Source organism: Haladaptatus sp. AB618, from assembly GCF_024136965.1.
Lineage (GTDB): Archaea > Halobacteriota > Halobacteria > Halobacteriales > Haladaptataceae > Haladaptatus.
Map to the genome: position 1 here is coordinate 90,911 of NZ_JAMYJX010000004.1, position 23,952 is coordinate 114,862.

23 protein-coding genes and 1 pseudogene are annotated in these 23,952 nt (G+C 55.8%); 11 read left to right on the plus strand and 13 right to left on the minus strand.

What is annotated here, in order from left to right; genetic code table 11:
* Window positions 1–22: 22 nt before the first annotated feature.
* On the plus strand, window positions 23–820 hold the full coding sequence (locus NKF26_RS13790) for an IclR family transcriptional regulator (protein ID WP_253225663.1): 798 nt from the start codon (window positions 23–25) through the stop codon (window positions 818–820).
* Window positions 821–1,763: 943 nt separating this feature from the next.
* Here NKF26_RS13790 and NKF26_RS13795 read toward each other — a convergent pair.
* Both NKF26_RS13795 and NKF26_RS13800 read right to left on the minus strand, forming a co-directional pair.
* Window positions 1,764–2,132, minus strand: coding sequence for a VOC family protein (locus NKF26_RS13795; RefSeq protein WP_253225664.1), 369 nt, complete (start codon window positions 2,130–2,132; stop codon window positions 1,764–1,766).
* A gap of 185 nt (window positions 2,133–2,317) precedes the next feature.
* Entirely contained in the window at window positions 2,318–3,577 is a 1,260-nt protein-coding gene (locus NKF26_RS13800; protein ID WP_253225665.1) for an aryl-sulfate sulfotransferase, read from the minus strand.
* Window positions 3,578–4,330: 753 nt separating this feature from the next.
* Here NKF26_RS13800 and NKF26_RS13805 point away from each other — a divergent pair.
* Together NKF26_RS13805 and NKF26_RS13810 are read left to right on the plus strand one after the other, a co-directional pair.
* Window positions 4,331–5,086, plus strand: a complete 756-nt coding sequence (locus NKF26_RS13805; protein WP_253225666.1) for a beta-ketoacyl-ACP reductase — start codon at window positions 4,331–4,333, stop codon at window positions 5,084–5,086.
* Between the two features lie 142 nt (window positions 5,087–5,228).
* Complete coding sequence (locus NKF26_RS13810) at window positions 5,229–5,669, plus strand: universal stress protein (RefSeq protein WP_253225667.1); 441 nt, start codon at window positions 5,229–5,231, stop codon at window positions 5,667–5,669.
* 43 nt (window positions 5,670–5,712) lie between these two features.
* Here NKF26_RS13810 and phaC read toward each other — a convergent pair whose 3' ends face one another.
* Genes phaC through NKF26_RS13830 form a run of 4 tightly spaced genes read right to left on the minus strand, consistent with a single transcriptional unit; the run spans window position 5,713 to window position 8,342 of the window.
* Window positions 5,713–6,984 (minus strand): class III poly(R)-hydroxyalkanoic acid synthase subunit PhaC, encoded by a 1,272-nt coding sequence (gene phaC / locus NKF26_RS13815; RefSeq protein ID WP_369682148.1) that lies wholly within the window; start codon window positions 6,982–6,984, stop codon window positions 5,713–5,715.
* Window positions 6,981–7,517: a poly(R)-hydroxyalkanoic acid synthase subunit PhaE gene (locus NKF26_RS13820; RefSeq protein WP_253225668.1), complete on the minus strand. Its 537-nt coding sequence runs from the start codon at window positions 7,515–7,517 to the stop codon at window positions 6,981–6,983. Before NKF26_RS13820 ends, phaC begins: the two co-directional genes overlap by 4 nt.
* A gap of 44 nt (window positions 7,518–7,561) precedes the next feature.
* Complete coding sequence (locus NKF26_RS13825) at window positions 7,562–8,029, minus strand: hypothetical protein (protein WP_253225669.1); 468 nt, start codon at window positions 8,027–8,029, stop codon at window positions 7,562–7,564.
* Window positions 8,022–8,342: an AbrB/MazE/SpoVT family DNA-binding domain-containing protein gene (locus tag NKF26_RS13830; RefSeq protein ID WP_253225670.1), complete on the minus strand. Its 321-nt coding sequence runs from the start codon at window positions 8,340–8,342 to the stop codon at window positions 8,022–8,024. The genes NKF26_RS13825 and NKF26_RS13830 overlap by 8 nt, the downstream gene beginning before the upstream one ends.
* A 208-nt stretch (window positions 8,343–8,550) precedes the next feature.
* Here NKF26_RS13830 and NKF26_RS13835 point away from each other — a divergent pair, with 208 nt between their 5' ends.
* Together NKF26_RS13835 and NKF26_RS13840 are read left to right on the plus strand one after the other, a co-directional pair.
* A complete protein-coding gene (locus tag NKF26_RS13835) occupies window positions 8,551–9,177 on the plus strand; it encodes a MaoC family dehydratase (protein ID WP_256487152.1) in 627 nt (208 codons plus the stop codon).
* A 138-nt stretch (window positions 9,178–9,315) separates the two neighbouring features.
* Window positions 9,316–10,125, plus strand: a complete 810-nt coding sequence (locus NKF26_RS13840) for an alpha/beta fold hydrolase (protein ID WP_253225671.1) — start codon at window positions 9,316–9,318, stop codon at window positions 10,123–10,125.
* Window positions 10,126–10,221: 96 nt separating this feature from the next.
* Here the strand turns inward: NKF26_RS13840 and NKF26_RS24400 are convergent, their stop codons facing one another.
* Window positions 10,222–10,692 (minus strand): HTH domain-containing protein, encoded by a 471-nt coding sequence (locus tag NKF26_RS24400; RefSeq protein WP_369682149.1) that lies wholly within the window; start codon window positions 10,690–10,692, stop codon window positions 10,222–10,224.
* Window positions 10,693–10,816: 124 nt separating this feature from the next.
* Between NKF26_RS24400 and NKF26_RS24405 the strand changes: the two are divergent.
* Window positions 10,817–10,918: pseudogene (locus NKF26_RS24405) on the plus strand (ArsR family transcriptional regulator); the annotation flags it as partial.
* Between the two features lie 481 nt (window positions 10,919–11,399).
* The gene (locus NKF26_RS13845; protein ID WP_253234457.1) at window positions 11,400–12,347 is read left to right on the plus strand and encodes an oxaloacetate decarboxylase; all 948 of its coding nucleotides are present in this window, start codon (window positions 11,400–11,402) and stop codon (window positions 12,345–12,347) included.
* 85 nt (window positions 12,348–12,432) lie between these two features.
* Here the strand turns inward: NKF26_RS13845 and epsC are convergent, their stop codons facing one another.
* The gene (gene epsC, locus NKF26_RS13850; protein ID WP_253234458.1) at window positions 12,433–12,999 is read right to left on the minus strand and encodes a serine O-acetyltransferase EpsC; all 567 of its coding nucleotides are present in this window, start codon (window positions 12,997–12,999) and stop codon (window positions 12,433–12,435) included.
* Between the two features lie 198 nt (window positions 13,000–13,197).
* Here epsC and NKF26_RS13855 point away from each other — a divergent pair, with 198 nt between their 5' ends.
* The 3 genes from NKF26_RS13855 (at window position 13,198) to NKF26_RS13865 (ending at window position 16,399) form a co-directional block, all read left to right on the plus strand.
* Window positions 13,198–14,616 carry an amidohydrolase gene (locus tag NKF26_RS13855; RefSeq protein ID WP_253234459.1) on the plus strand — a complete coding sequence of 473 codons (1,419 nt, stop codon included), beginning with the start codon at window positions 13,198–13,200 and terminating at the stop codon, window positions 14,614–14,616.
* Between the two features lie 86 nt (window positions 14,617–14,702).
* Entirely contained in the window at window positions 14,703–15,857 is a 1,155-nt protein-coding gene (locus NKF26_RS13860) for a cobalamin-independent methionine synthase II family protein (RefSeq protein WP_253225675.1), read from the plus strand.
* Between the two features lie 98 nt (window positions 15,858–15,955).
* Window positions 15,956–16,399: a universal stress protein gene (locus NKF26_RS13865; protein ID WP_253225676.1), complete on the plus strand. Its 444-nt coding sequence runs from the start codon at window positions 15,956–15,958 to the stop codon at window positions 16,397–16,399.
* A gap of 648 nt (window positions 16,400–17,047) precedes the next feature.
* Here NKF26_RS13865 and NKF26_RS13870 read toward each other — a convergent pair.
* From NKF26_RS13870 to NKF26_RS13885, 4 genes are read right to left on the minus strand one after another with little or no spacing between them, the layout of a single operon-like run.
* On the minus strand, window positions 17,048–17,854 hold the full coding sequence (locus NKF26_RS13870; protein ID WP_253225677.1) for an ABC transporter permease: 807 nt from the start codon (window positions 17,852–17,854) through the stop codon (window positions 17,048–17,050).
* Window positions 17,851–18,876, minus strand: a complete 1,026-nt coding sequence (locus NKF26_RS13875; RefSeq protein ID WP_253234460.1) for an ABC transporter permease — start codon at window positions 18,874–18,876, stop codon at window positions 17,851–17,853. Before NKF26_RS13875 ends, NKF26_RS13870 begins: the two co-directional genes overlap by 4 nt.
* Entirely contained in the window at window positions 18,873–19,961 is a 1,089-nt protein-coding gene (locus tag NKF26_RS13880; protein ID WP_253234461.1) for an ABC transporter ATP-binding protein, read from the minus strand. The genes NKF26_RS13875 and NKF26_RS13880 overlap by 4 nt, the downstream gene beginning before the upstream one ends.
* 52 nt (window positions 19,962–20,013) lie before the next feature.
* A complete protein-coding gene (locus tag NKF26_RS13885; RefSeq protein WP_253234462.1) occupies window positions 20,014–21,147 on the minus strand; it encodes a PotD/PotF family extracellular solute-binding protein in 1,134 nt (377 codons plus the stop codon).
* A 363-nt stretch (window positions 21,148–21,510) separates the two neighbouring features.
* On the opposite strand from NKF26_RS13885, the gene NKF26_RS13890 reads away from it, so the two are divergent.
* A complete protein-coding gene (locus NKF26_RS13890) occupies window positions 21,511–22,668 on the plus strand; it encodes an FAD-binding oxidoreductase (protein ID WP_253234463.1) in 1,158 nt (385 codons plus the stop codon).
* A 49-nt stretch (window positions 22,669–22,717) separates the two neighbouring features.
* Here the strand turns inward: NKF26_RS13890 and NKF26_RS13895 are convergent, their stop codons facing one another.
* The gene (locus NKF26_RS13895) at window positions 22,718–23,947 is read right to left on the minus strand and encodes a M20 family metallopeptidase (protein WP_253234464.1); all 1,230 of its coding nucleotides are present in this window, start codon (window positions 23,945–23,947) and stop codon (window positions 22,718–22,720) included.
* Window positions 23,948–23,952 lie beyond the last annotated feature (5 nt).

Sequence of the window (23,952 nt, forward strand, 5' to 3'; positions counted from 1 at the left end):
GAACTCTTGCGTGATGGTGGGTATGAACGAGAATCCGATGAACGACGACGCGACGAACGATACCGGGGCGGACACACTGGGGTCGGTCGAAAAGGCGTTTCTCATCCTGGAGCAATTGAAGACGGTCGAACGGGCCGGTGTTTCGGACCTATCAAGGGAACTATCCCTTCCGAAGAGTACGGTTCACATTTACCTCCAAACGTTCCGGAAGCTGGGTTTCGTCGTCCAGGAGAACAACGACTACACGCTCAGCTACCGGTTCCTGGAGTATGGTGGGCGGATCAGGAACCGTTCCAAGCTCTACCAAGTCGCGAAATTGGAAGTGGACCAGCTCGCGATGGACACGGGGGAAGTCGCAAATCTGGGCATCGAGGAGGATGGACAACGTATCTTACTTTACAAGGCAGGTGGGAGGGACGCTATTCACGACAACGCTCCGATCGGGGAGTATACGCACATGCACTGGACCGCGCTCGGAAAGGCGATGTTGGCGGAGTTTCCCCGATCTCGCGTTGAATCCATAATCGAGACGCACGGGCTTCCAAAAGCGAACGAACACACGATAACGGATAGAGACACGTTGTTTACCGAGTTGGAGCGAATCCGCGACCGAGGATACTCGGTTGAGGATCAAGAAAGACGACAGGGTGTCCTTACGATAGGGGCACCCATCATGGACAGGAGTTCGGACGAGGTCATCAGTGCGATTTCGGTTTCGGGTCCGAAAAGCCGTCTGGACGAATCCGAAATGTTCGAAGATCTCGTTAGCGCGGTTAAACAGGCGGCAAACGTTATCGAACTCCGATACACTCACTACTAGTTCCAACACGAGATGTCGAGAAATGGATCGATGTTAGTCTATTCAATAGTATTGAACGTATTTTGCCGTGTGGAGGCCGAGATCGGAATGAACCAAATTGGAATTACAAACATATGCCTGTAATCCCGATCAAAAGATCATCATGGGTATCCGACTACTCTTCACGAAAGCGGTGATGAGATAAATGCTTTGAGACGCGTAGGAACGATGGAAGCGTAAATTAGCCCGTAGTAAAGATTCAATCGACCGCTCCTTCGGGTATGCTGTTCGAGCTAGATATTCAATAGTCTTGAACGCGTTTTAGAAACCTCCGGTTCCGATGAGGGACGCTTCTGTGATATCCTCACGTGCACAAATGCGTGTGTTGTCGTATACACCGATCGTGAAGTTTCTCGATAGAGTCCATCGTGGGTTTCCATTCCTTCCAGTATCACTAGTCACGATCAGTGTCTCAAGGAAATATTTCAACAGAGTGATCATGAGGTGTTTGAATAAAATAATGGATTTCGAATATATTCAGACTAACACTCCCGTCTCAACGGGACCGAGTTAATATTGTTATATTTATACAATACAATCTCGCTACCAGCTACCACTATTCTCCGTTATATCAATATGCTGGTGGTATTATATGGAATCCGTATTGGGGCTGAATGTGATACTTACCGCTATAAGAGAGCTTTTCGTTTTCTCATTTCTCGATCTGATACGACAAGGGAGTTCAAGACAACAAGTTTTTATCACCTATTGTATTGCAAATATTCTACAATATAATATGATGGTACAACGGTGATTCCTCTGTCACACGGGTATTCATTGTCTTTCCAAAATAGGTCGGATTTTTGAGTAGTGGGTCCCGTGACCGGTAACGAGTTCGCGTACGATTCACTTCATTTGGTCTCCCTGAATCGCTGCTCGCTGCAAACCTCACTCGTACGGTTGGTTACTCCTCGAGTGGTTCGACGAGTTCCACGACGTGGCCATCCGGGTCTTCGATGAACGCCGTGCGCGCCCCCGCCGCGGGTTGATCCTGTGGTTCTTGGACGGTCCCGAAGTGATCGATTCGTTCGAACGCGTCGTCGACGCTCTCCACCGACAGCGCCAGGTGGTCCCAAGCGGTACCGGTCTCCACTTCATCCACCCCACTCGTATCCGAGAGCTGGATTTCGACACCATCGTCGTCGGTGACGTACCGGTTTACGGTGTCGCCGCTCTCGAACGACCACGACTCCTTGAATCCGAGCTGTTCCGTGTAAAACTGGACTGACTCCTCGGCATCCGTCACGTTGAGACAGACGTGTATTATGCCCATGTGTTCCGCTACTTTCCCGGGATAATAAAGGTATTTCTCGGAGTCAATCAAATCGGAGAACCGCATGGCCAATGGGGACGACCGATGGTCCGTCGGATTCTCGGAGGGGTCACCGGAAACGACGGTGAGTTTGATCGATGACTGGATCGAGAGCTTTCATTCGGCCACTCGTAACCGAATCGTCCTCAGTTGTCGTCGTGTCGGAACCTCGTTCGTTTCGCTACCGTCCACTCCCTCCAATAAAACGCCTCGACTGCGCCCCAGACTCCGATGACAAGCGCTGCGAGGATGAGGAGATTGAATTCTAGCGGACCGATCCAGGTTGGGAGAACCCATTGTGCGGTAGTGTAGACGTATGTGTATGTGGCATCGATTCTGTTCGCTAGGCTCTGACTATCCTGTCCGACTGCTTTCGTGCCGATGGTACCGTTTTTCCTGAGTTCGTTTATGGGTGGTCCCGACGGTTCGTCGCCGTACACCGGTCGTTCGATGTCGTACGGTTCGAACGGTATTTCGACTTTCCAGACGACGTCGCCACCTGGTGTCACTTCGAGGGCACGGTTGTTGTTGCTGTCGACGATGAGCGTGTTTCCGTTCGGAAGTCGATCCGCGTCCCGCGGCCAATCCAACCCCGTCCCATAGGACCAGGTCTGATTCCACCCACTCTTCGTCTTTTCGTACTCGACGACGCGGTTGTTCTCGCTATCCGCGACGAGAACTGTGACCGGATCCTGCGAGAGGAGAACCGGGTTGTGTTGTTCGTTGAGGATGTCGTAGTTGTCCTCCTCTCCCAAGGTCCAGCGAACGCGTTTCGACTTCCGGTCGATGAGCATGACACGGTCGAAGTTCCGTGGACTGACGAGAAACGCGGAACCGTTGTCGACCGCGTCGATGTCGTTCAAGTGGGTGTATCCACCGGGGCCGCCTCCCGCACTCGCGGGGAAGTGGTTGCGAAACCGATACTCCCACACGATCTCATCTTCGGAACGGTCGTACACGAAAACCCGGTTTTTGGCGCTCAAGTCGGCGATAGCGTATCGATCGTTTCCGAGGTAGTCGATATCGTGTGTTCCGGGAGGGATCTCGAACTTCTTGAGCACCGCCCCCGTGCGCCAGTTCATCTCGATGGCGTAAAATGTCACATCGGAAGAAAACGCGGATTTCTCCATACTCCCATCACGTGCGACAAAGAGTACGCGATTCGGTCCGAGAGGGTCCACATCCATATATCGGTCGTACTTGCTGTGTATCCAGATCGGTTTGTTCGTCGCCGTGTCGAACGCTACTAATCTCGCTTGTCCCGACGGAAACTCCTTCCCTTGGGCGGAAACGAACGTGACGTTCTCTATCGGAATGTCGTTTGCTCGTTGAGTTGCATCCTCCGTGACCGCCAAATCCTTGTACACCAGTCCACTCGACACGACAGGTGCAAGAAGTACTACCACGATGATAAGCATCGAAACTCGAAACTTCTGTGTTGGCATCTATTGCCGATAACGGGCTCATTAGATATTAATCAACTTACAGTATTTCCCGGAAGTGACGACTATTCCTCCTCCACTTCTCTTTTCCACTCTTGTCAAAAATGGAGACGTCACAGGGATTAGCAAGACGAGATGGGACGTGGAAAATCGAGATTCGAACCGATATTCCGCTTCGTTTAGCTGGATACTTTCCCGCCAACGTTGATACCTCGATTTTCTTCATTTGGGGCGTTTATCTCGGAACTCGTCCTGCTGTTTCAGCGTCTCGTTCTGCAGAACTCCGGAGGGGATGACGGGACGATTTACCACGACACGCGATACTTGTCTTCGGTCCAACCGTACCGTTCGCTAAACGAGTAGACGTCGAGTACCATCGGTTGCTGTCTCCGTGACGAGTGGCTCGATAATTCGACTTCTCTACGAAAAGTGGATGTTCGTTCGTCTATCGTTGCTGTGGAAAGACGGGCACCGCTAAGAGAGGGATACTCCAGCCATATATTCAAAATATTTTATAAGCGTTGGGGTGTTTGTTTAGTAAAGCCGTGGAAACATACATATAAAAACTCAAAGATAACGAATTTGTGGACAATTTTTATATACAGAGTCGTAGTCGAACCAAGCGTTAAAATTTCAAAGATGACAAGTGGAAGTCGGAGGGTCGCTGAATTTTGCAAATAACGATATCGACAAGACCATCATAATATGACAGAATACATGAGCGAAACGGAATACCTGAGCGGGAAAACGTGCGTCATCACTGGTGCTTCACGCGGAATTGGAGCCGAAATCGCAATAGATCTCGGTTACCACGGTGCAAATGTCGTTGTGAACTACCGATCTTCTGAACGTGAAGCGCTTGATGTTACAGAGGAGATCGAAGCCGAAGGAAACAGTGCGATCGCCATACAGGCAGACGTAACCAACAGGGAGGAAGTCGACGAGATGGAAGAACGCGTCCGTGATACGTTTGGTCCTGCTGATGTGCTAGTGAATAATGCGGGAGTCACCGTGGATCGAACGTTCAAGAATATGACTCGTGAAGATTGGGATCACGTCGTCAATGTTAATCTCGGCGGCGTTTTCAATTGCACGAAAGCCTTCTACGATGATATCAAGGAATCGCCACAAGGGCGGCTCATCAACATTTCTAGCGTCGTTGGGCAACAGGGAAACTACGGCCAGGCAAACTACGCAACCACGAAAAGCGGAATATTTGGATTTACCCGCACACTTGCGCTCGAATTAGCAAACTCGGGATCGACTGTGAACTGTGTAGCACCAGGTTTCACGAAGACGGACATGCTCGCAGATGTCGACGAGGAAATACAGGACAAGATCCGCAACCGAATTCCACTCAATCGGTTTGCAGAAGTTGAAGACGTCTCCGGCGTTGTTCGGTTCCTGGCGAGCAAGGAGTCATCGTACATGACCGGCCAAATCCTCGGTATCAACGGCGGCATGGAGTGGTAGACGGACGGCAACTTATCACAATTTCGCGATAAGACACCGACATGCACATTTCTTTTTCGCATTTCTATTTCATACAAGTGAAATATACGCAATAATAGTGCCCTCATCCTCAAGTGTACCCACCAATTGAAGTGCAATCGAGATGATAGAGAATACAGCGATGTACGAAAGCATACTCGTGCCCACTGATGGAAGCAAAGGAGCAAAACGGGGAGTGGAACACGCGATCGATCTGTCCGAGAAATACGATTCGAAGCTTCACATACTATTTGTCGTCGATGAAGGTGTCTATGGAGAGACACCAGCCATGAGTAGTGAAGAACTGTTTCTCGAACAAATCGAAACGAACGGGAACGAGTTACTCGAACAGGTCGCTTCGAACGCCAATAAGAGGGATTTGGAAACGACAGCCGAATGTCTCAGAGGAGTTCCGCATCAGGAAATCGTAAAGTATGCGAATGGGAACGATATCGACTTGATCGTGATGGGAAAACACGGTATTTCAGCACACGGATCTCCCCACGTTGGAAGCACCACAGAACGAGTGATCAGATCCTCGGGAGTTCCTGTTTTCACCGTTTGAGTCTACAATCCGATGAACCTTCAATCGACTTTCCGAAATGAGGTTACTCGGATGCCTCTATTTGAGTCGCCTCATCGACCCACTTACGCACGGTTGCTTCCGAAACATCGGTTTCTTCTGCAAGGCGATTTACATCGGCGTTAGCGAGCTTCGTCAGGCTGTCGATACCGGCATTGTTCAATCGTTCGGCATATGCCGAACCGATTCCGGGAACGTCCTCGAGATCAGCCCGAGTTACTGACCGCTCCGCATACCACTCACTGACTTCGGGCCACAGTTTTGTATGCGAGCTAGATGAAACGGACAGGCCGATATGTCCTGTTGGGAATTCGATGATAGAGGTATCCTCACTCGCGATTACAGTATTGAACGGCTTGCTGGCTTCTGGAGGGATCAGATGATCATACTCCCCAACGATCTGAAGAACAGGCATATCGATGTTGCCCAAATCGATATGCTCATCTCCCAGATACAGTTCGTTCTTCGCCAATTTGTTATCCTGATAGATGTCTTCTATGAATTGGCAATACGTTTCCCCAGCGACATCGATCCCATCGCCGATCCACTTTTCCATTCGGGCGAAATTCTCGACCATCTCGTCGTTTTCGATGTTATCGAACAAACGAACGTACTTCGTGACGAAGTTATCCACGGGATCCATGAGCGCAAATCCGACATCGAGGAAGTCCGAAGGGACGTTCCCAACCGTCTCCGTGATTGCCTCCGGAGAATAATACTCTTCGTCCCCCCACTGTTCGAGAACACCCCCTTCTCCATCGAAGCACAGTCCAGCAGCCATCAATCCAAGATTTCTAACTTTTTCCGGATGCAAGGACGCATACATCGCGCTCATCGTCCCACCCATGCAGTAGCCGAGAACATTGATCGCATCCTCACCGGAACGTTCGCGAACGACATCGACGCAATTGTCGATGTATCGGTCCACATAGTCGTGAAGTGTGAGGTGTGCATCAAGTTTCGACGGCTCGCCCCAATCGATCAGATACACATCGAATCCCTCGTCGAGCAGCGTTTTGACCACGCTACGATCCGGTTGTAGGTCTAGAATGTACGGTCTGTTGATCAACGCATAAACGATGAGGATGGGAACGTCGTGTTGCTCGTCCGTCGTTGGTTCGTAGTGATTAAGGGTGAGTTTGTTCTCGGAGTACACCTCCTCACACGGGGTCTGACCGACTTCGACATCCATCATCCGTTCGGTCTGCTCCGGGAGAGCGGTGCCACGTTCCATGATGTCGGCTGCTTGTTCCCACTGTTGCCGCTGCATGTCGGCGATGAGTGTAAAGGGGTTCATTCACTCTCAATCTCTTCGAGGATTCGATCCAATTTCTGTTCTATTTCGTGCTGACGGCGTTCCACTTCGAGTAAGCGCTCACCGACCTCTTGAATATCGCCTTCCGTCGGAAGGCCAAAGGTACTGAGTGTCTGTTCAGTGGCTTCGTCGACAGTCTGTTTGTATGCCATCGAGTTCTCGACGGATTCGCCAGTCATCGAGGAAAATGCCGATGTAGTTGTCACTTCCTTGAATGCATCGTTGGCCGCCTTCAGCCATATATCACGAAACTCATCGATTGGGACCTCTTCGCCCTCGAGTGCGTCGTTTATTCGCTCGAATTGTTTTTGAGCGGCATTCATCCACGCTTCATACGCACCAACGTACCCTCTCATTCCGTCCTTTGTTATTTCGTCCGATTCCTGGCTCTCGAATGCGTTCATCCAAGAATCGACGAAGGCGGTTTGCGCTTCGACGTTCTGTTCGAGTGATTCGAGGAACGCTTCGTTCATCTCTCCCATATACTCGTTCCAATTCTCAGATGGATTCGCCATGGATTATTATTATGATGTGGGGTGGCAAAAACGTTGTTACGGGGTTATTCGATCTCAACGTCAGTCGCATCGACGACGGTCTCGGACTGTTCTTCGAACTGTTCGCTTGTCTTCATAGCCATCTCAACGGAGTCATTAACGAACGAAAGGAATGTTTCGTTCATGTCCTCTGAGACTTCCGTACCGGTCTCTATATTACGTTCAACCGACTCCCAGATTTCGGTGTGAATGTCGCTCAACACATCGAACTGGTCATCGATCGTTTCTTGCATATCGGTGAACGCCGTCGAGTCCGTTGGTGTCGTCGAATCGGCTACGTTGAGGGACGTCTCGGTGGCCGATTTCCAGGCATCAACACCTTTCTCTTGAGCCGATTTTTGACTCTCAACCGCCTTGACGAAGGATTTGTTCACTTCATTCTGGACTTCGATAGATTGTTCGATCATCTTCTGACCTTGTTCTATCGACTGACGCTGCAGTTCGAACATCGGGGCGAATGGGTTGTTATTCATGGGTTTCCTCCGATTGATTTTTCATGGGGATGACGATCGTTTGGACGATGTCTCCTTCAGCGATATCGAGCGCTTCTCTTTCGGCATCCGGGATACTGATTCGCCCGCCACTCTGAACGCGAGTTTTGAAAATCGCGGTTTCGCTCCCGAGCGATCTGATCTTCGAGAGCTCATCATCCCTCGCGCCAGCGTTTCCAGATACCATCTGCTTCCACATCTCTACCTGCTGCTCTGCCACGTCCTCACTCGCCTGTTGCAGTTGGTCTGCGAACAGTGCGGGTGGCCACATGGTTCGGTCGTCCTGATTCGCCATCTTCGACCGGCAGTACGAGGTCCTACTGTAAAAATCTACCCCTGAAAGACACTCAGTGGTGAGTTGAACCATTGAATGGTATCGAGTGGGTTTTACGTGGCTGTTCACATTCTGATTTCTCCACTCTATCGAACAGTCGAGTTGAAAACGCCGAAATTACTATTAATATGCTCCACCACGTACTCTTTAGTTCGGATAGTAACTTATCATGAGCAAAAACGAATCCTCGCTCAACCCCACTCGAAGTATCACCAAATCATGGCTGGAAGCTTCCGGGCACGTGTTAAATAGTTTCGTCGAGGTAAATCGGGCTTCACTCGCTGCCTTTGGCTTCTCAACCGGAGAAAACAGTGCTGATGACGAACCTAACCTTAGCGAACAACCCACTTGGTCTTTTGAGCGCTCTGTCGAAGAGCCGGACGCCATCTCCATCGGAGATACCGTCGAGTTTACCAAGACCCTCACTGACACGGATATCGGTGCATTTGCACAAGCTAGTGGGGACACGAACCCGCTCCACTTGGACGATGAATTTGCGATGCAGACCCGGTTTGGTGGACGAATCGTCCATGGAACCCTTGTTTCGGGATTGATCAGCGCGGCATTGGCACGTCTACCGGGTCTAACGATTTATCTCTCGCAAGACCTTGAGTTCCTCAGGCCAGTCGAACCCGGTGAAACATTAACAGCAGTGGTCGAGGTGATCGATATTCTCGACGACAACCGATATGCACTTTCGACGTTCGTCTACAACGAAGACGACCAGGAGATTATCAAGGGGAAATCGACGGTTCTCATCGATGATATTCCGGACACCGAACAGGAATCAAAGTGAGACAGGCCATTAGCGCAAACCTACGGCTTGCTGTTGGAGAACATCAATAAATGGGTCACCGCCGCTAGTAACTCATACCGTTGTCCTCCTGTCAAAGGAAGATAATCGAACTCGGTCAGAAATTACGGAATTCAACGAATGGAAACTAAAAGCTTGACGACGAACTATACGGAACGCGGCACGGGCTCTCCACTCGTATTCATCCATGGTGGTTGGTTGAGCGAAAAGATGTGGAGAAACCAAATCGAACGATTTGAGGACGAATATCGCGTTATTACGTACGATATTCGTGGGCATGGACAGACAGGTAGCTCATCCAAATCAGCCTATTCGATCGATCTTTTCACCGAGGATCTCCGACGCCTGCTCACTGATCTTTCCGTCGAAATGCCCGTTCTTTGTGGACTCTCACTTGGTGGTATGATTGCACAAAGGTATGCAAGCCGATATCCGAACGATGTTTCGGGAATTATTCTTGCGAATACAGTTCAATCGTTCCCACCGCTCCCGCTAACACACACCCAAAAAGAATTGCTGTTTCCGAAGATACAGCGGCACCTTATGTTGTATGGACTGGGACCACAATTGTACTTTAAACTTTCATTTCCATTCTTCCAACTTTTAGAGGGGCACCAGTGGATATCACTCGAACAAGATACTCGGAACTACGTGCTACGAGACGTTGATCGAATACACGCCGACGAATTCGTGAAGATTTTTGATGCGATGTACAATTGTGATTTGCGAAACAATGTTCAGATAACGAACCCGACGCTCGTGATCACTAGCGATCACGAGCATTATGCAGTCCGCAAGCAAAACGTCCAAATCACGAAAAATATACGAAACAGTTCCCATGTAGAGATCCCCGACGCGGGACATTTAGTGAATATGGATAATTCCAGAGAGTTCAATTCCGAGGTCGACGATTTTATTTCTGGATTGTGATCAACCAATATAGCTACAGATCGACTACTTCTTGCAAGCGAGAGATAGACATGTCAAAAGTTTTGGGAAGCCGAAGGGCAACCGAAGCAGGAACAATTATTGTGTCCCCTTTCGAGAATTCTCCGTTTCGAGACGGTTGAGACAGTCATGAACCGTATGGATCGTCTTACTATCACGATGTGGATAGAGATCCCGTAGTTCGTCATCCTGATAAACTGCAAGGCACGTAAACGGGAGCGATATGACTGAATAACACTCGTCCGAAATGCTCGAATCGATGTCCCGATGGGAAAAGAAGCCGTCCATGGACGCGCTGTTTTCAGCGAGCCATTGTTCGAACTCGGTCACATGGTTAATGACTGACTCATGATAGTCAGTTCCCTCAAGCGGACCGTTCAACCGAATCTCTCTCCCCCAAACATGGACGTCCACGCTCGCGATGTTTCCTTTTCGTTCGAGCGTCCTGAGCCGATCGATAACTGCTTGTTTTTGTTGCTCTACTCCATGTGAGGGATTTACTCGGACGAACAGTTCTACATGCATATCTTGTGTAATATCGGAACCCATCGGCGACTCACTCCCATTGTTAGCGGGTAGCAAAGCTACATTGAATTTGGTCTAAAGTCTTTTTACCAATAATGTGTCATTGATGGTGCGAACTGGAACACGCACTCACCGTCTCCTACTTCCCGTTGTGCGTGAACGCGGTGAGGTGACCCTCCAATTACTGGCACTCGGTTTGGACATTTCACCCCTCGCTGCAGAGATCATTTTCCAGGTCCACCGTCCCGTCGCTCCGTTTCGATCGACTACCGTAACCCGGTATGTGGAGTGAAAATTGTGAGCCGTCGAAAGCAGACGATAGGACCGACATCTGCTTGGCGTGGACGACAGGTGAACGTCCTGAGCGTAGTTTTTGCAAGCCAATACGACGCAACTTCATGTGGTGTGTTATCATATTTAACCGTTGCTATCAGACAGCACCTGTTCGAACGAATGGAATAACACGGTCGGTGACAGGCGATCAGTTACGGGTTGTTTTTCGACGATTAGAAACGAGATCTCATTCCGCCAGCACGGCTTTCGTACGCTCCCGCCGAAGACAGACACCCTGCCACCCGCTTCGACGCCAACGCAAAGTACGGTGCTGTCGTACTGACCGACGATGTACTCGAACACCGCTCCAACACTGTGTGAGGACATCGGCGACGTCCGAATTGCAACGACATCGACTCCCCAACGACGATTCCCCAGCGTCGACCGCGTGATCGTCCATGACTGACTACGGTGCTGTGCTCCGGGAGCGCCTCGATCGCGACGGGTTGCTAGTCTGCCCTGGAGTCCACGATCCACTCACCGCCGCCGTCGCGGATGCTGTCGGCTTCGACGCCATCTACATGACCGGGTATGGAACCTCGTTATCGAAAACCGGCTATCCCGACGCTGGTTTCATCACGATGCCGGAGATGATCAGCAACGCGGCGAACATTCAGGAGCGTATCGACGTTCCACTCGTGGCCGATGCCGACAACGGCTACGGAAACGCGACGAACGTCGTTCGGACCGTTCGGGAGTACATCAAAGCTGGCGTCGGTGCGATCCACCTCGAAGACCAGACGTTCCCGAAACGTTGTGGCCACACGAAAGGGAGACGAGTCATCCCGCGTGAGGAGGCCGTCGGGAAGATAGCGGCCGCGGCCGACGTTCGAGACGACCGCGCGCCGGACTTCGTTCTCATCGCCCGAACTGACGCCCGAGGAACCGGTGATGGGTCGCTCGACGAAGCAGTCGTTCGCGCAAACGAGTTCCTCGAAGCCGGTGCCGACGTCGCATTCATCGAGGGACCCACCGACGAATCGGAACTCGAATACATCGGCCGGGAAGTCGACGGCCCCCTCGTCTACAATTTCGTCGGCGAGACCGGCACCTCGCCGTACGTCGACCTGTCGTCGCTCGAATCGTGGGGATTCGACATCGTGTTGTTCCCCATCGCCGCGACGTTATCGACCATCGCGAACGTCTACTCCGATTTCAGCGACTTCGCCGACGACCCCGTCGCAGCGATGCGACGCATCGATGAGAACTTCGACGCCCAGCCTGTCGGTAGTTTTCACGAATTCGCCGGATTTCCGGAGGTGATCGAGTGGGAGCGGCAGTATCTTCCCGACGAGGAGCAGGACAAGTACGAGGGTTCGCTCGGCGACGATCTCGAATCCGACTAGATCCGGCCCTCGGAGCGGTCAGCGGCGTCCAAAATCGGGTAGCAGGGAATCGAAATCTATGTGTCGGGAAACGATCGCTGATGAGCTAGGACTCGTCCGTATCGCGGAGGGACGCTTCCCACTCACGGACCGTCTGTGTACAATCGCCCGTGAGTTCCGCGGGGTTTCCGATCGCGGTGCAGTGTGGTGGAATCGAATTCAGTACCACGGCCCCCGCGCCGATGTTCGCTTCCTTCCCGATCGTGATGGGGCCGAGCACGGTTGCACCCGTCCCGATCGTGACACCGTCCTCGACGGTCGGATGACGCTTTTCTCGTTCCATCGAATCACCGCCGAGCGTCACCCCGTGATAGAGCATGACGTCGTCACCGATTTCCGCCGTTTCACCGATTACCACGCCAGCCCCGTGATCGATGAAGAACCGACGACCGATCGAGGCACCCGGGTGAATTTCGATGCCCGTGAGAAATCTGGAGAGATGGGAAATCAACCGCGCGATGATGAAGTGGTCCGCGGACCACACGGCGTGTGCGATGCGGTGCAGCCAGATCGCATGGAGACCGGGATACGCAAGCGCGACCTCGAGCGGGTGCCGTGCCGCAGGGTCCTTGCGCATCGCGGTTTGAACGTCCTCTTTGAGCCTGTCGATCATGGCGTTACATGGTATTGGCTCCGGATCACAAAAAGACCTCCATCCTGGGATTTTCCCATGCCTCCTTTCCGGAATTTGTCCACGACTCGATCGCACGGAACATACCCGTGAGAACGAACTTGGGGTGACGAACTCCGAAAACCGGAGAACCCTGATAGGGAGCCGAACGTTGATACTCGCGGCACGAGAGCCGAAGGCATGGCGAGAGCGAACGTATTCGAAGCGGTAGAACGCGAACGGGAGCGACTGCGAGCGATGGCCCAGCGTATTTGGGAGACGCCGGAACTCGGTCTCCACGAGGAGAAATCCGCGCAGGTTCTCATCGACCGATTGGAGGAAGAAGGGTTCGACGTCGAGGAGGGACTCGGTGAGATGCCGACGGCGTTCCGGGCCTCGTACGGAAGCGGCGACCCGACGATCGGTATCCTCGGTGAGTACGACGCGCTGCCGGACCTCTCACAGAAGGTGAAGGCGGAACACGACCCCGTCGAACCCGGTGGTCCGGGACACGGTTGTGGTCACAACCTCTTCGGGGTCGCCGGTGTCGGCGGGGCCATCGGGGTGAAGCGTGCCATCGAACGCGGTGACGTCGACGGGACGATCGAATTCTACGGTTGTCCGGCGGAGGAGACGCTCGTGGGCAAAGTCTTCATGGCCCGCGATGGTGCGTTCGATCACCTCGACGCCGCGATAACCTGGCATCCATCGACTCTCAGTACGCCGACGCTCGACCGGTCGCTCGCGATGGACTCGATTCGGTTCACGTTCGAAGGGGTCTCGGCTCACGCCGCCGCGTCGCCGGAATCCGGCCGGAGTGCGCTCGATGCCGTCGAACTCTTCAACACCGGCGTGGAGTACATGCGGGAACACGTCTCGGAGAAGGCCCGTATTCACTACGTCATCACGAACGGCGGCGAGGCTCCCAACGTCGTGCCCGCGGAGGCGACCGTTTGGTACTACGTCCGCGCCCCGACGAGGGCCGAAGTCGAGCGCATCAGCGACTGGATGACCGAGATCGCCGACGGCGCGGCGATGATGACACAAACGGAGGTGGATCGCCAGTACGTCACCGGTTGTTGGGATTACCTCCCCAATCGCACGGTGAGCGACGTCATCTGGGAAACGATGCGGGAACTCGGAGAGGTCGGATACTCCGACGAAGACCGAGCGTTTGCAGCGGATCTCAAGGGAACCGTTCCCGACGAGCAAGTCGAAGGGAGTCTGGAAGACGTCCCCGAGGAGTACGCGGACGAGATACGCGATGCGAGCATCTACGATGTCCCGGTGCCGCCACACGCGGAGGGGAACGTCGGCGGGGGTTCGACCGACGTCGGTGACGTGAGTTGGATTACCCCGACCGGCCAATTCCGCGCCGCAACGTGGGCGGTCGGGACGCCGGGGCATACGTGGCAGGCGACGGCGGCTAACGGCGATTTCGGGAAGAAAGGAGCCGTCTATGCCGCGAAGGTTCTCGGCGGAACCGCGTACGAACTCCTCGAAAACCCGGACATCGTAGCGGAGGCCACCGAGGAGTTCCACGAGGTAACCGGCGAGCGGGGCTACGAAACGCCGCTCCCGTCGGGGACCGAACCGCCGTTCGATATCACCTCGCCGTGATCGAACTCGAATAGCGTCGTGAGAACGAATTTGTGACTACCGTGGGTTATATTTTGTTTGGATTCTATAACCCACATGATTACCGAATGACCACGAACGACGACCGAATTCGTACGACGCACATCGGGAGCCTCCCTCGACCGCCGGAACTGCTCGACCTCCTCAAGAAACGCCAAGAGGGCGAGGACGTCGACGCTGACGAGTGGGACGCGACCGTCGCGGACGCCACGCGCGACATCGTCGAACGGCAGGCCGAGGTCGGTATCGACATCGCCAACAACGGCGAGCAGTCCCGTGTCTCGTTCAACTGGTACGTCGCGGACCGACTCAGCGGTATCGAGGGCAAGCGTGAGCAGGAACTCTGGGCGGACCTGCAGGAGTTCCCCGAGTACGCGGACGAGACGTTCAAGACGGACGTCATCGACCTCTCGATGCAACCCGTCGTCACCGGTCCCATCGAGTACACGGGCCAGGACGAGGCGGAGGCCGAACTCGCAGGGTTCCGCGACGCGCTGGCGGCCACCGACGCCGATTTCGAGGGGACGTTCGTGACCTCCGCGTCGCCCAGTATCGTCACCGCCACGCACGTCAACGACTACTACGACTCCTACGAGGAGTTCCTCTTCGCCGCCGCGGACGCGATGGCCGAGGAGTACGAACTCGTCGCCGAGACCGGAATGACCCTCCAAATCGACGCCCCCGAACTCCTCACCGTCGGTCAGACGTCGGCGTACGCGGGCGAGTCCCTCGAAGACATCAAGGGGGCCACGCGCCTCCACGTCGAGGCGCTCAACGACGCGCTGTCGAACGTCCCCGAAGAGCAGGTCCGACTCCACACCTGTTGGGGGAGCTACGAGGGACCCCACCACCTCGATATGGATCTGGCCGAGATGCTACCGGAAATCTACGAGGCCGACATCACCGGACTCAGCATCGAGCAGGCCAACCCCCGCCACCAACACGAGTACCGTGCGTTCGCCGAACACCCGGTACCCGACGGTTGGACGCTGATCCCCGGTGTCGTCGACGTGAAGACGAACATCATCGACCACCCCGAAACGATCGCGGATCGCCTCGAACGGGTCGTCGACGCGGTCGACGATTCGACGCCGCTGATCGCCGCGCCTGACTGCGGTTTCGGCACGCAGGCCGGACTCGGAATGGTCTCCCCCGAGATCGCGTGGGAGAAGCTAGGGGCGCTCGTCGAAGGTGCCGAGATCGCGACCGAACGCATCCACTGATTCGACGGTGATTTAATAAGCACATTCCCTTCAACGAAGGCGGTAACGCGCGAAGAAATGGGCGTCTATTCATTAGTTGTCGGGTCGAGACAGTACGTATGGACGAAACGGAGGGGGCGGTTTACGAGCGTGTTTTGGTGCCGACCGACGGGAGCAGAGCGGCGAAACGCGCAACGGAACAAGCAATGGAACTCGTGAAGGATAGCGGTGGAACCGTCCACGCGCTCTACGTGATGGACATGGGGGACGCGGGGTTCGTCGCGATCCCGAGCGATATCAAGGAGACCCGAAAGCGACTGGAGAAGAAGGGACACAAATTCGTAAACGAAGTAAAAGAGCAAGCCAAAGAAAGCGGCGTCGACTGTGTTACCGTCGTAAAATCCGGAATCCCGGAGGACGAGGTAGTCGAATACGTCCACGAAAACGACATCGATCTGGTCGTGATGGGACGGCGGGGGCGGTCGGACCCCGACAAACCCCTCATCGGTTCGACGACGAAGCGCGTCCTCGGCCTTTCCGACGTCCCCGTTCACGTGGTCTGATGGTCAGGGCGATTTCAGCGCGTGTGTATCCGTAACCGGATCCGATTTCGAAGTGGGTAGCCAAATGGCGATGTCGACACGACCACGGGATTCGTCGCGTCACACCAGTGGGAAGTCCGATACCGAACGAGACGGACGGAACGAGATTTCAGATAAGCGGCAGATACCTACATTTTTAATCATGGTCTCGAAGTAGTATGGTATGGCCATCCACGACACTCCGAAAAACCCCTCCAGTTGTGTAACGTTACCTGGCATAGTGCCGTTCGATCTATCCCATCTGACTCGGTTGAGTTGGGAGTTGGGGTCACGGTCCGTCGGAGATTCCGAGTCGACACTCCACAGTGAATGGGGACACGAGAACCACTGGAAACTGTCCATCTTCCGATCGACGAGTGAGACCTCGATCATCCGCGTTACTACTCCCGTCGGCAGGGAGCAATTCTACGGCGCTGCTCAAATGGACTTGAGTGCGGCAGTTCCAAAACTTCATTCTGCACCGCGCTGGCAAAAGACGGAATAATCGGCTAGTCGGTCACTGGCGGTGGCGAGCGTACGACGTTCTAATCGATCCTATTGATACCAGTCCATGCTTCGAGGACGTGGCAGGCTTTCCTCCCCACCCGTGAAGAAATTCTCGGCGACGTCTCAGAGCCCCGATTTGAGGATGAGGTTCTTGCCGAGGATGAGATCCAAAGTGAGTGGGACGACCACGGTGATGAGCATCAGCACCGTGGCCATCGCGTTGATCATCGGCGTGATGCTGGTGCGGACCATCGTGTAAATCTCGATGGGCGCGGTCGAGGTCGACGGTTGGACCCAGAACTGGGTCGCCGTGAACTCGCCGAAGCTGATGACGAACGCGAGGAGCATCCCAGCGGCGAGCCCCGGCGTGATGAGCGGGAGGGTCACCTCGAAGAACGTCTCCAGTTCGTTCGCCCCGAGCGTCATCGCCGCCTCCTCGACCTCCTGGTCGAACCCGTAGAGTTGGGCTCGGACGGTGACGAAGATATAGGGCAACACGAGCGTCGTGTGGCCCGCGATGAGGAACAGGTAGTTCTTCTGGAACCCCATCTTCGTGAGGAAGGCCGTCAGCGCCACGCCGATGACGACCGGACTGATTATCATCGGCAGGAACAGCACGCTCGACAGGATGTCCTTCTTGGGGAACGACCGCCGGACGAATCCGAGGGCGGTTATGGTGCCGACGATGCCCGCACACACCGACGCGCCGAGCGCGACGATGAAACTGTTCCTGAGTGCCGTGAGCATCCGGTCACTGTTGAGGAACGCCTGGTACCATTTGAGGCTGAACCCCTCCGGCGGGAACGTCGGGAACTTCGACGGTTGGAACGAGATGATCACGACCGCGAGGAGCGGGAACAGGAGGAACAGGTACACTAACCCGGTCGTCCCCTTGATCGCGCTCCATCCGAGTTCGTCGCGGGTCCTCATTCGGCACCACCTCCGATCACGTCGTCGAGGCCAACGAACCGGTTGAACACACTGATGAGGGTGAACAACACGAGCAGGTAGACGACGCCCATGGCGCTCGCCAGCGGCCAATCGAAGTTCTGGCCAAACGTCGTCTCGATGAGGTTGGCGACCATCGTGTTCGACGGGGAACCCAGCAGCGCCGGTGCCATATAACTCCCGACCGAGAGGATGAACACGAGAATCACGCCCGCGCTGATACCCGGCAGCGTCAGCGGGAGCGTCACCTCGTAGAACGTCCGTAGAGGCGTCGCACCCATCGTCTTCGCGCTCTCGATGAGCGAGTCGTCTATCTCGTTGACGCTGTTATAGATCGGGAGAATCATGAACGGCAGCAACGCCTGCGTGAGTCCCGAGATGACGGCGAGGTCCGAGTAGAGGAACCCACCGCTCTCGATGCCGACCCACCCGAGCATCGACACGAGGAGGCCCTTGTTCCCGAGGACGAGGATCCACGCGTAGTACCGGATGATGAGCGGAACCCAGAAGGGAAGGACGACGAGGAGAAGGAACGCCGCCTTCCACTTCGAGACGGTCCGGCCGAGGAAGTACGCTGGAACGTATCCGAGGGCGAGCGCGCCCAGCGTGACGAACAAGCCGTATTTCAGGGACTGCCAGAGAATGGTTAGATACAGGTTATCGAACGTCAGCGTGGCGAGATCGACGTTCTGTGTCAGGATGTACTCGTAATTGCTCAGCGAGAACTGCTGGATGATGACACCACCTGCGCCGCGCTGCCAGAAGGACAGCGTCACGATGTACAGGAGCGGGGCGAAGAGGAACAGGACCATCCAACCGAGACCGAGACCCGCCTGCACGCTGGCGAGGATGCTCTCGCGGTTTTTGATTCGTTCGAACGGGCCGGTGACGGGCCCGGATCGAAGTATCGCGGTCCTGATCTTGAACGGCCACTCGCGGAGGCCGTCCGTCTCGACGGAGGCCGATTGAACGCCGTTTCCGAATGACTCTTGCTCGCTACTCATGCGGGTTCTCCCTCGGATTTGCTGTCCACGAGGAGGAGTTCCTCCGCCGGAATCGTGATGAACACCTCGTCACCGGACTCGTACTCTTCGACGCCGGTGAAGCCGTGTTCGGCGACGGTTATCTCCTCGCCGGTCGAGAGCGTACAGAAGAACAGCGTCTTCTCGCCCAGATAACTCATCGTCCTCACCGTCGCCGACAGTTCGTTCGTGGCCCCGGTCGAGACCTTCGAGATGCTGAGTTTCTCCGCCCGGAGGAAGGCCAGCGCTGGCGCGTTCGGCGGGAGGGTTTTCTCGGTCGATTCGAGCGTCAAGCCGGAGTCGGTCCGGAGTGCGACGTTGTCGTCTCCGTCGGTGATCGTCCCTGCGAGTTTGGTCGATTGGCCGATGAACTCGCCGACGAACTCGGACTGCGGGTTCTCGTAGATGTCGAGCGGACTGCCCTGTTGGGACAGTTCGCCGCTGTCGAGGACGATGACCCGATCGGACAGCGAGAACGCCTCCATCTGGTCGTGGGTGACGTAGATGGTCGTGATGCCGATCTCCTCTTGGATGCGTTCCAGTTCGATGCGCATCTTCTGTCGAAGGACGCGGTCGAGCGCCGAGAGTGGCTCGTCCATCAAGAGGACGTTCGGCTCGAACACGAGCGCCCGCGCGAGGGCGACGCGCTGTTGTTGGCCGCCGGAGAGTTCGGTCGGCGACCGGTCCATCATACCCGGCAGTCTGACCATTTCGAGTGCCTCTTCGACGCGGGTTCGACGTTCTTCCTTGCCGACGCCGCGCATCTTCAGCGGGAACCCGACGTTCTCGCCGACGGTCTTGTGCGGAAAGAGCGCGTAGTGCTGGAACACCATGCCGATGTCGCGCTCGTAGGGGGGTTGTTCGGTCACCACCTCACCGCCGATTTCGATGGTTCCCGACGTCGGCGTTTCGAGTCCGGCTATCATTCGGAGCGTCGTCGTCTTGCCGCACCCTGACGGACCGAGGAGAGAGACGAACTCACCGCGTTCGGCTTCGAAACTGACGTCGTCGACTGCATGCACGTCACCAAACCACTTCGTGACACCGGAAATTTGTACGTAGCTCATGTTGTATCGGGGGTAATCGTGTATTTGAATATAAACAACTGTCTGAGATCTCTCAGTAGTTCCCAAGTTTGATCTGTTCGAACGTCTGGGACCAGTCTTGTTGGTGTTCGTTCTTGAACTCCATATCCTGGAATTTCAGACCCTCACCGCCGGACGAGTCGAAATCAGGAAGCGACTTGATGTCACTCGAAGTTACTTTCGTCGCTGGCGGATAGCCGATTTCGGGCGCGAGGTTCTTGATGACGTCGTCGCGGTAGGCGAACTCGATGAACTTCTCGGCGGTGTACCGGTTCTTCGAGCCCTTGGCAATCGCGAACGTGTCGGTCCAGCCCATGGCACCTTCCTTGGGGATGGCGTACTTCAGGTTCTCGTAGCCCTCTCCCTGAAGCGAGAGGATACGACCGCCCCACGCCTCGCCGACGTAGGCCGTTTCGTTGGAGAACAGCGAGGTCAGTTCCTGCCCGCTCGTCCAGTACTTCTTGACGAGGTCGTGCTGTTCGGCCATCGCATCGTAAACCTTCTTCACGCCCTCCTTGTAGGATCCGGCGTCACCGACCATCTTGTTCGGGTCCATACCGAGTTTGAGTGCAGTCGTGAACACGCGGACGTACGGAACGCCTTCCATGGCGACTTTGCCCTTGTATTTCTGGTCGAAGGTCATGTCCCACGAAACGCCGTTGGAGTCGTCGACCTGGTCGGTGTTGTAGGCCATTCCGATGGTACCGTAGTACAGCGGCGCGGTGTGGACTTTCTCTCCGGGGTCGACGATGAAGTCCTTGAACACCGGCATGAGGTTCGACCACGTCTCGATGTTGTCGAGACGAAGCGGTTCGACGAGGTCCTGCTTCGCCGCCGCGTAGGAGGTCGATGTCGAAGGCATGATGATGTCGTAGGCACCCTCGGAGCTTGACCGGACGTTGGCCAGCATCTTGTCCTGGCCGCCGAAGCTCGACTGCTTGACCGTGACGTCGTACTCCTTTTCGAACGGTTTGATGACGTGCTTGTTGAGCGCCTCCTGGGTCGATCCACCCCACGAGTAGAACTTCAGCGTATCGGTCATCTCGTTACTGCCGGATTTCGTGGTCGTTCCATCGTTCCCCGTACATCCTGCCAGGGCCGAAGAACCGATCGCCGCCGTCGCCCCAGTGGCCTTGAGGAACGAACGACGGTTGAGTTTCTCTATCATACTATATCGAGCCATCCCATCGCTACTACTTAAAATTTTTGGGCCTGGATGGGCGCAGTAGAATATTAGGTTCATAATTTCGTCCAAATTCTAAAATTGGCCATCCAGTAATGGAGTGTGTTGAATCGAGTGTTGCTCAAAAATCGCTCGCAGAACCCAACTGTTTACCGGAGGTTCCCTGCCGCCTTTCTGGCGAGGCCGCCCGGACGAGATGGAGATTATTGCCGTTCAATTGCAGTATCTACAACATCGTCTATATAATCTCCCATCTCGTTCTGGATAATCGGAATAATTGTTAATGCCGCCCATTTACGACTATGGGACGGACGTACGGCCCTCCGGGTCGGCGTAACGACCACTTCCATGCAAACGACACGAATCGCAGTCATCGGTGGCGGAATCGTCGGTTCGAGCGTCGCGTATCACCTCGGCGGGACGGCCGACGCGGACGTGACGGTCTTCGAACAAGGCAAACTCGCGGACGAGACGACGGCCGCCTCGGGCGCGTTCTGCGGTCTCTGGGGCGATGAATCGCCGGAATATCGTCTCCTCAAGGCTTACGGCGTTCGCCTCTACAACGAGTTCCTCGCAGCTCCGCAGGCGAACTCGTCGTACACGCTCGCGCCCCGCCTTGGAATCGCTTCAACACCGGAGAAGGCCCAAGAGCTGAGAGCCGAGGCCCGCGAGTACGCTTCCGGGCCGGTCGAGTTTGTCCCCGGCGATGAACTCGACGCGGAACTCCTCCACCCGGGACTGGATACATCCACTGTCGAGGGCGCACTCTTCCGTCCGAACATCGGATTTCTCGACGCGACCGAACTCGCCGCGGAGTTCGTCGCACGGGCGCGAGATCGAGGCGTGACCTTCGAGACGGGTACTAACGTCGAGGACGTGACGGCGAATGACGGCTCCGTGACGGGTCTGGTTGCCGACGGCGACTACCGCGAGTTCGACGCCGTCGTCGCCGCGGCCGGACCGTGGAACACCCACGTCGCGGGATTGGTCGACCTCGAACTCCCGATTCGACACACCCTCGGCCCGATTCTCGTTTTCGATCCGCCCGCAGACGTCCCCTACGACACGTTCAGCGTCAAACACGCCGAGAGCGGCGTCTATTTCCGCCAGCAACCCGACGGAACCGTCTTCGCGGGCCACTATCCCGGCGGCTACGACGAGGCCAGACGCGACATCGACCCCACCGACGCGCCGACTGCGGTTCCCGCGGACCTCCGCGAGAAGATTCGGCGCGTGGTCGAGACGTACTTTCCATGGACCGAGGGAGCACGCATTGCGGACGAGTGGGTCGGCGTGCGCTCGCTGACACCCGACGGCGGCGCGATTGCCGGTTGGACCGAGGTAGACGGCTTCTACGTTACGGGGTTCAACGCCGCCGGTATCCAACTCGCACCGGTCATCGGACACGTCGTCGCAGAACAACTCCTTCGCGGAAATCCGACGGAATACTTCGACGCGGTTCGGCTCTCGCGGTTCGATGGCTTCACCGACGTGTTTCGCGAGTGAGTGGCGTGGGGTGATCACCCTGAACGGCCTGATTGCTCTCTCCTACCGCTCACTCGACCAACCGACTCACTGCGTCGGAAACGACTTGTGCGGTCTCGACTACCCCGTCCAGTTGGACGTACTCGCCCGTTCCGTGGACGTTCGCGCCGCTGGGTCCGACGATGACGGTCGGAATCCCGGCGCGGCCGCCGAGGTGGTTGAAGTCACCGATACTGGAGAAGTAGCCCACGTCGGGATCGGCGTCGAACAGCGTGCGGATGCTCTCGAAGAACGGTCGCACGAGCGGGTCGTTCTCGTCGGTCACGTAGGGCTGGAAGTACATATCCGGCTCCGGCGTCCCCCGAAGTGAAACGTCCACGTCGCTCTCCAAGTCGAGGCTGGCGACGAGTTGCTCCGCGTCCGCGAGGACAGATTCGGCCGTCTCGCCGGGCACGACGTGACGGTCGATCTCCATCACACAGCGGTTGGGGACCGAGAGCGGTTCGCCTCCACCCTCGATGGAGAGCAGGCAGACGGAACCGGAACCGAGTTTCGGATGCTGGCCGAGTTCCAACCCTTCGAAGGCCGTTGCGAGACGCGCGGCGTCGAGCGCAGCGTTCACCCCCATGTCCGGTTGTGATCCGTGTGCGGCCGTTCCGGTGACAGTCACCTCGTAGAGAAAGCGGCCACGAGCGCCGAGGACGATGGCCGGGTTCTCGATGTCCTGTTGGGTGATGGTCGGCGCGGGTTCGGTGACGACGGCGAGGTCACAGTCGTCGGTGAGACCGTCTCGAATCGTCGCGTCGGTTCCGAGGCCGAACGGCCCCTCTTCGTCCACGACGGTCGTGAGAATCACGTCGCCGCGGAGGTTGCGCTTCGAGAGGGTCTCGAAGGCGACGAGGAGCGAAGCGAGGCCGCCTTTCATGTCGCACGCGCCCTGTCCGTACAGTTTACCGTCCTCGATGCGGCCCGAACATGGATCTTCGGTCCAACCGTCGACGTGCTGGACGGTGTCCATATGCCCGTTCAGGAGGACCGTCGGCGCGTCGGGGTCGGTGCCTTCCAGGCGGGCGACGACGTTGTTCCCCTCGAAGTCGGTGATTTCTGGCTCCGAGACGGCGTGGTACTCCGGGTCGAGGCCGCGTTGGTCCAACCAGTCGTAGATGTACGCAGCGATCTCTTCTTCCTCGAAGAACGGGCTCGGAATCCGAACCATGTCCCGGAGCAACTCGACCGTCTCGTCGGGATCTATCTCGTCAACGATACCGGCGGAAGTCTCGGATGTCGTATCAGAGGACATGGCGG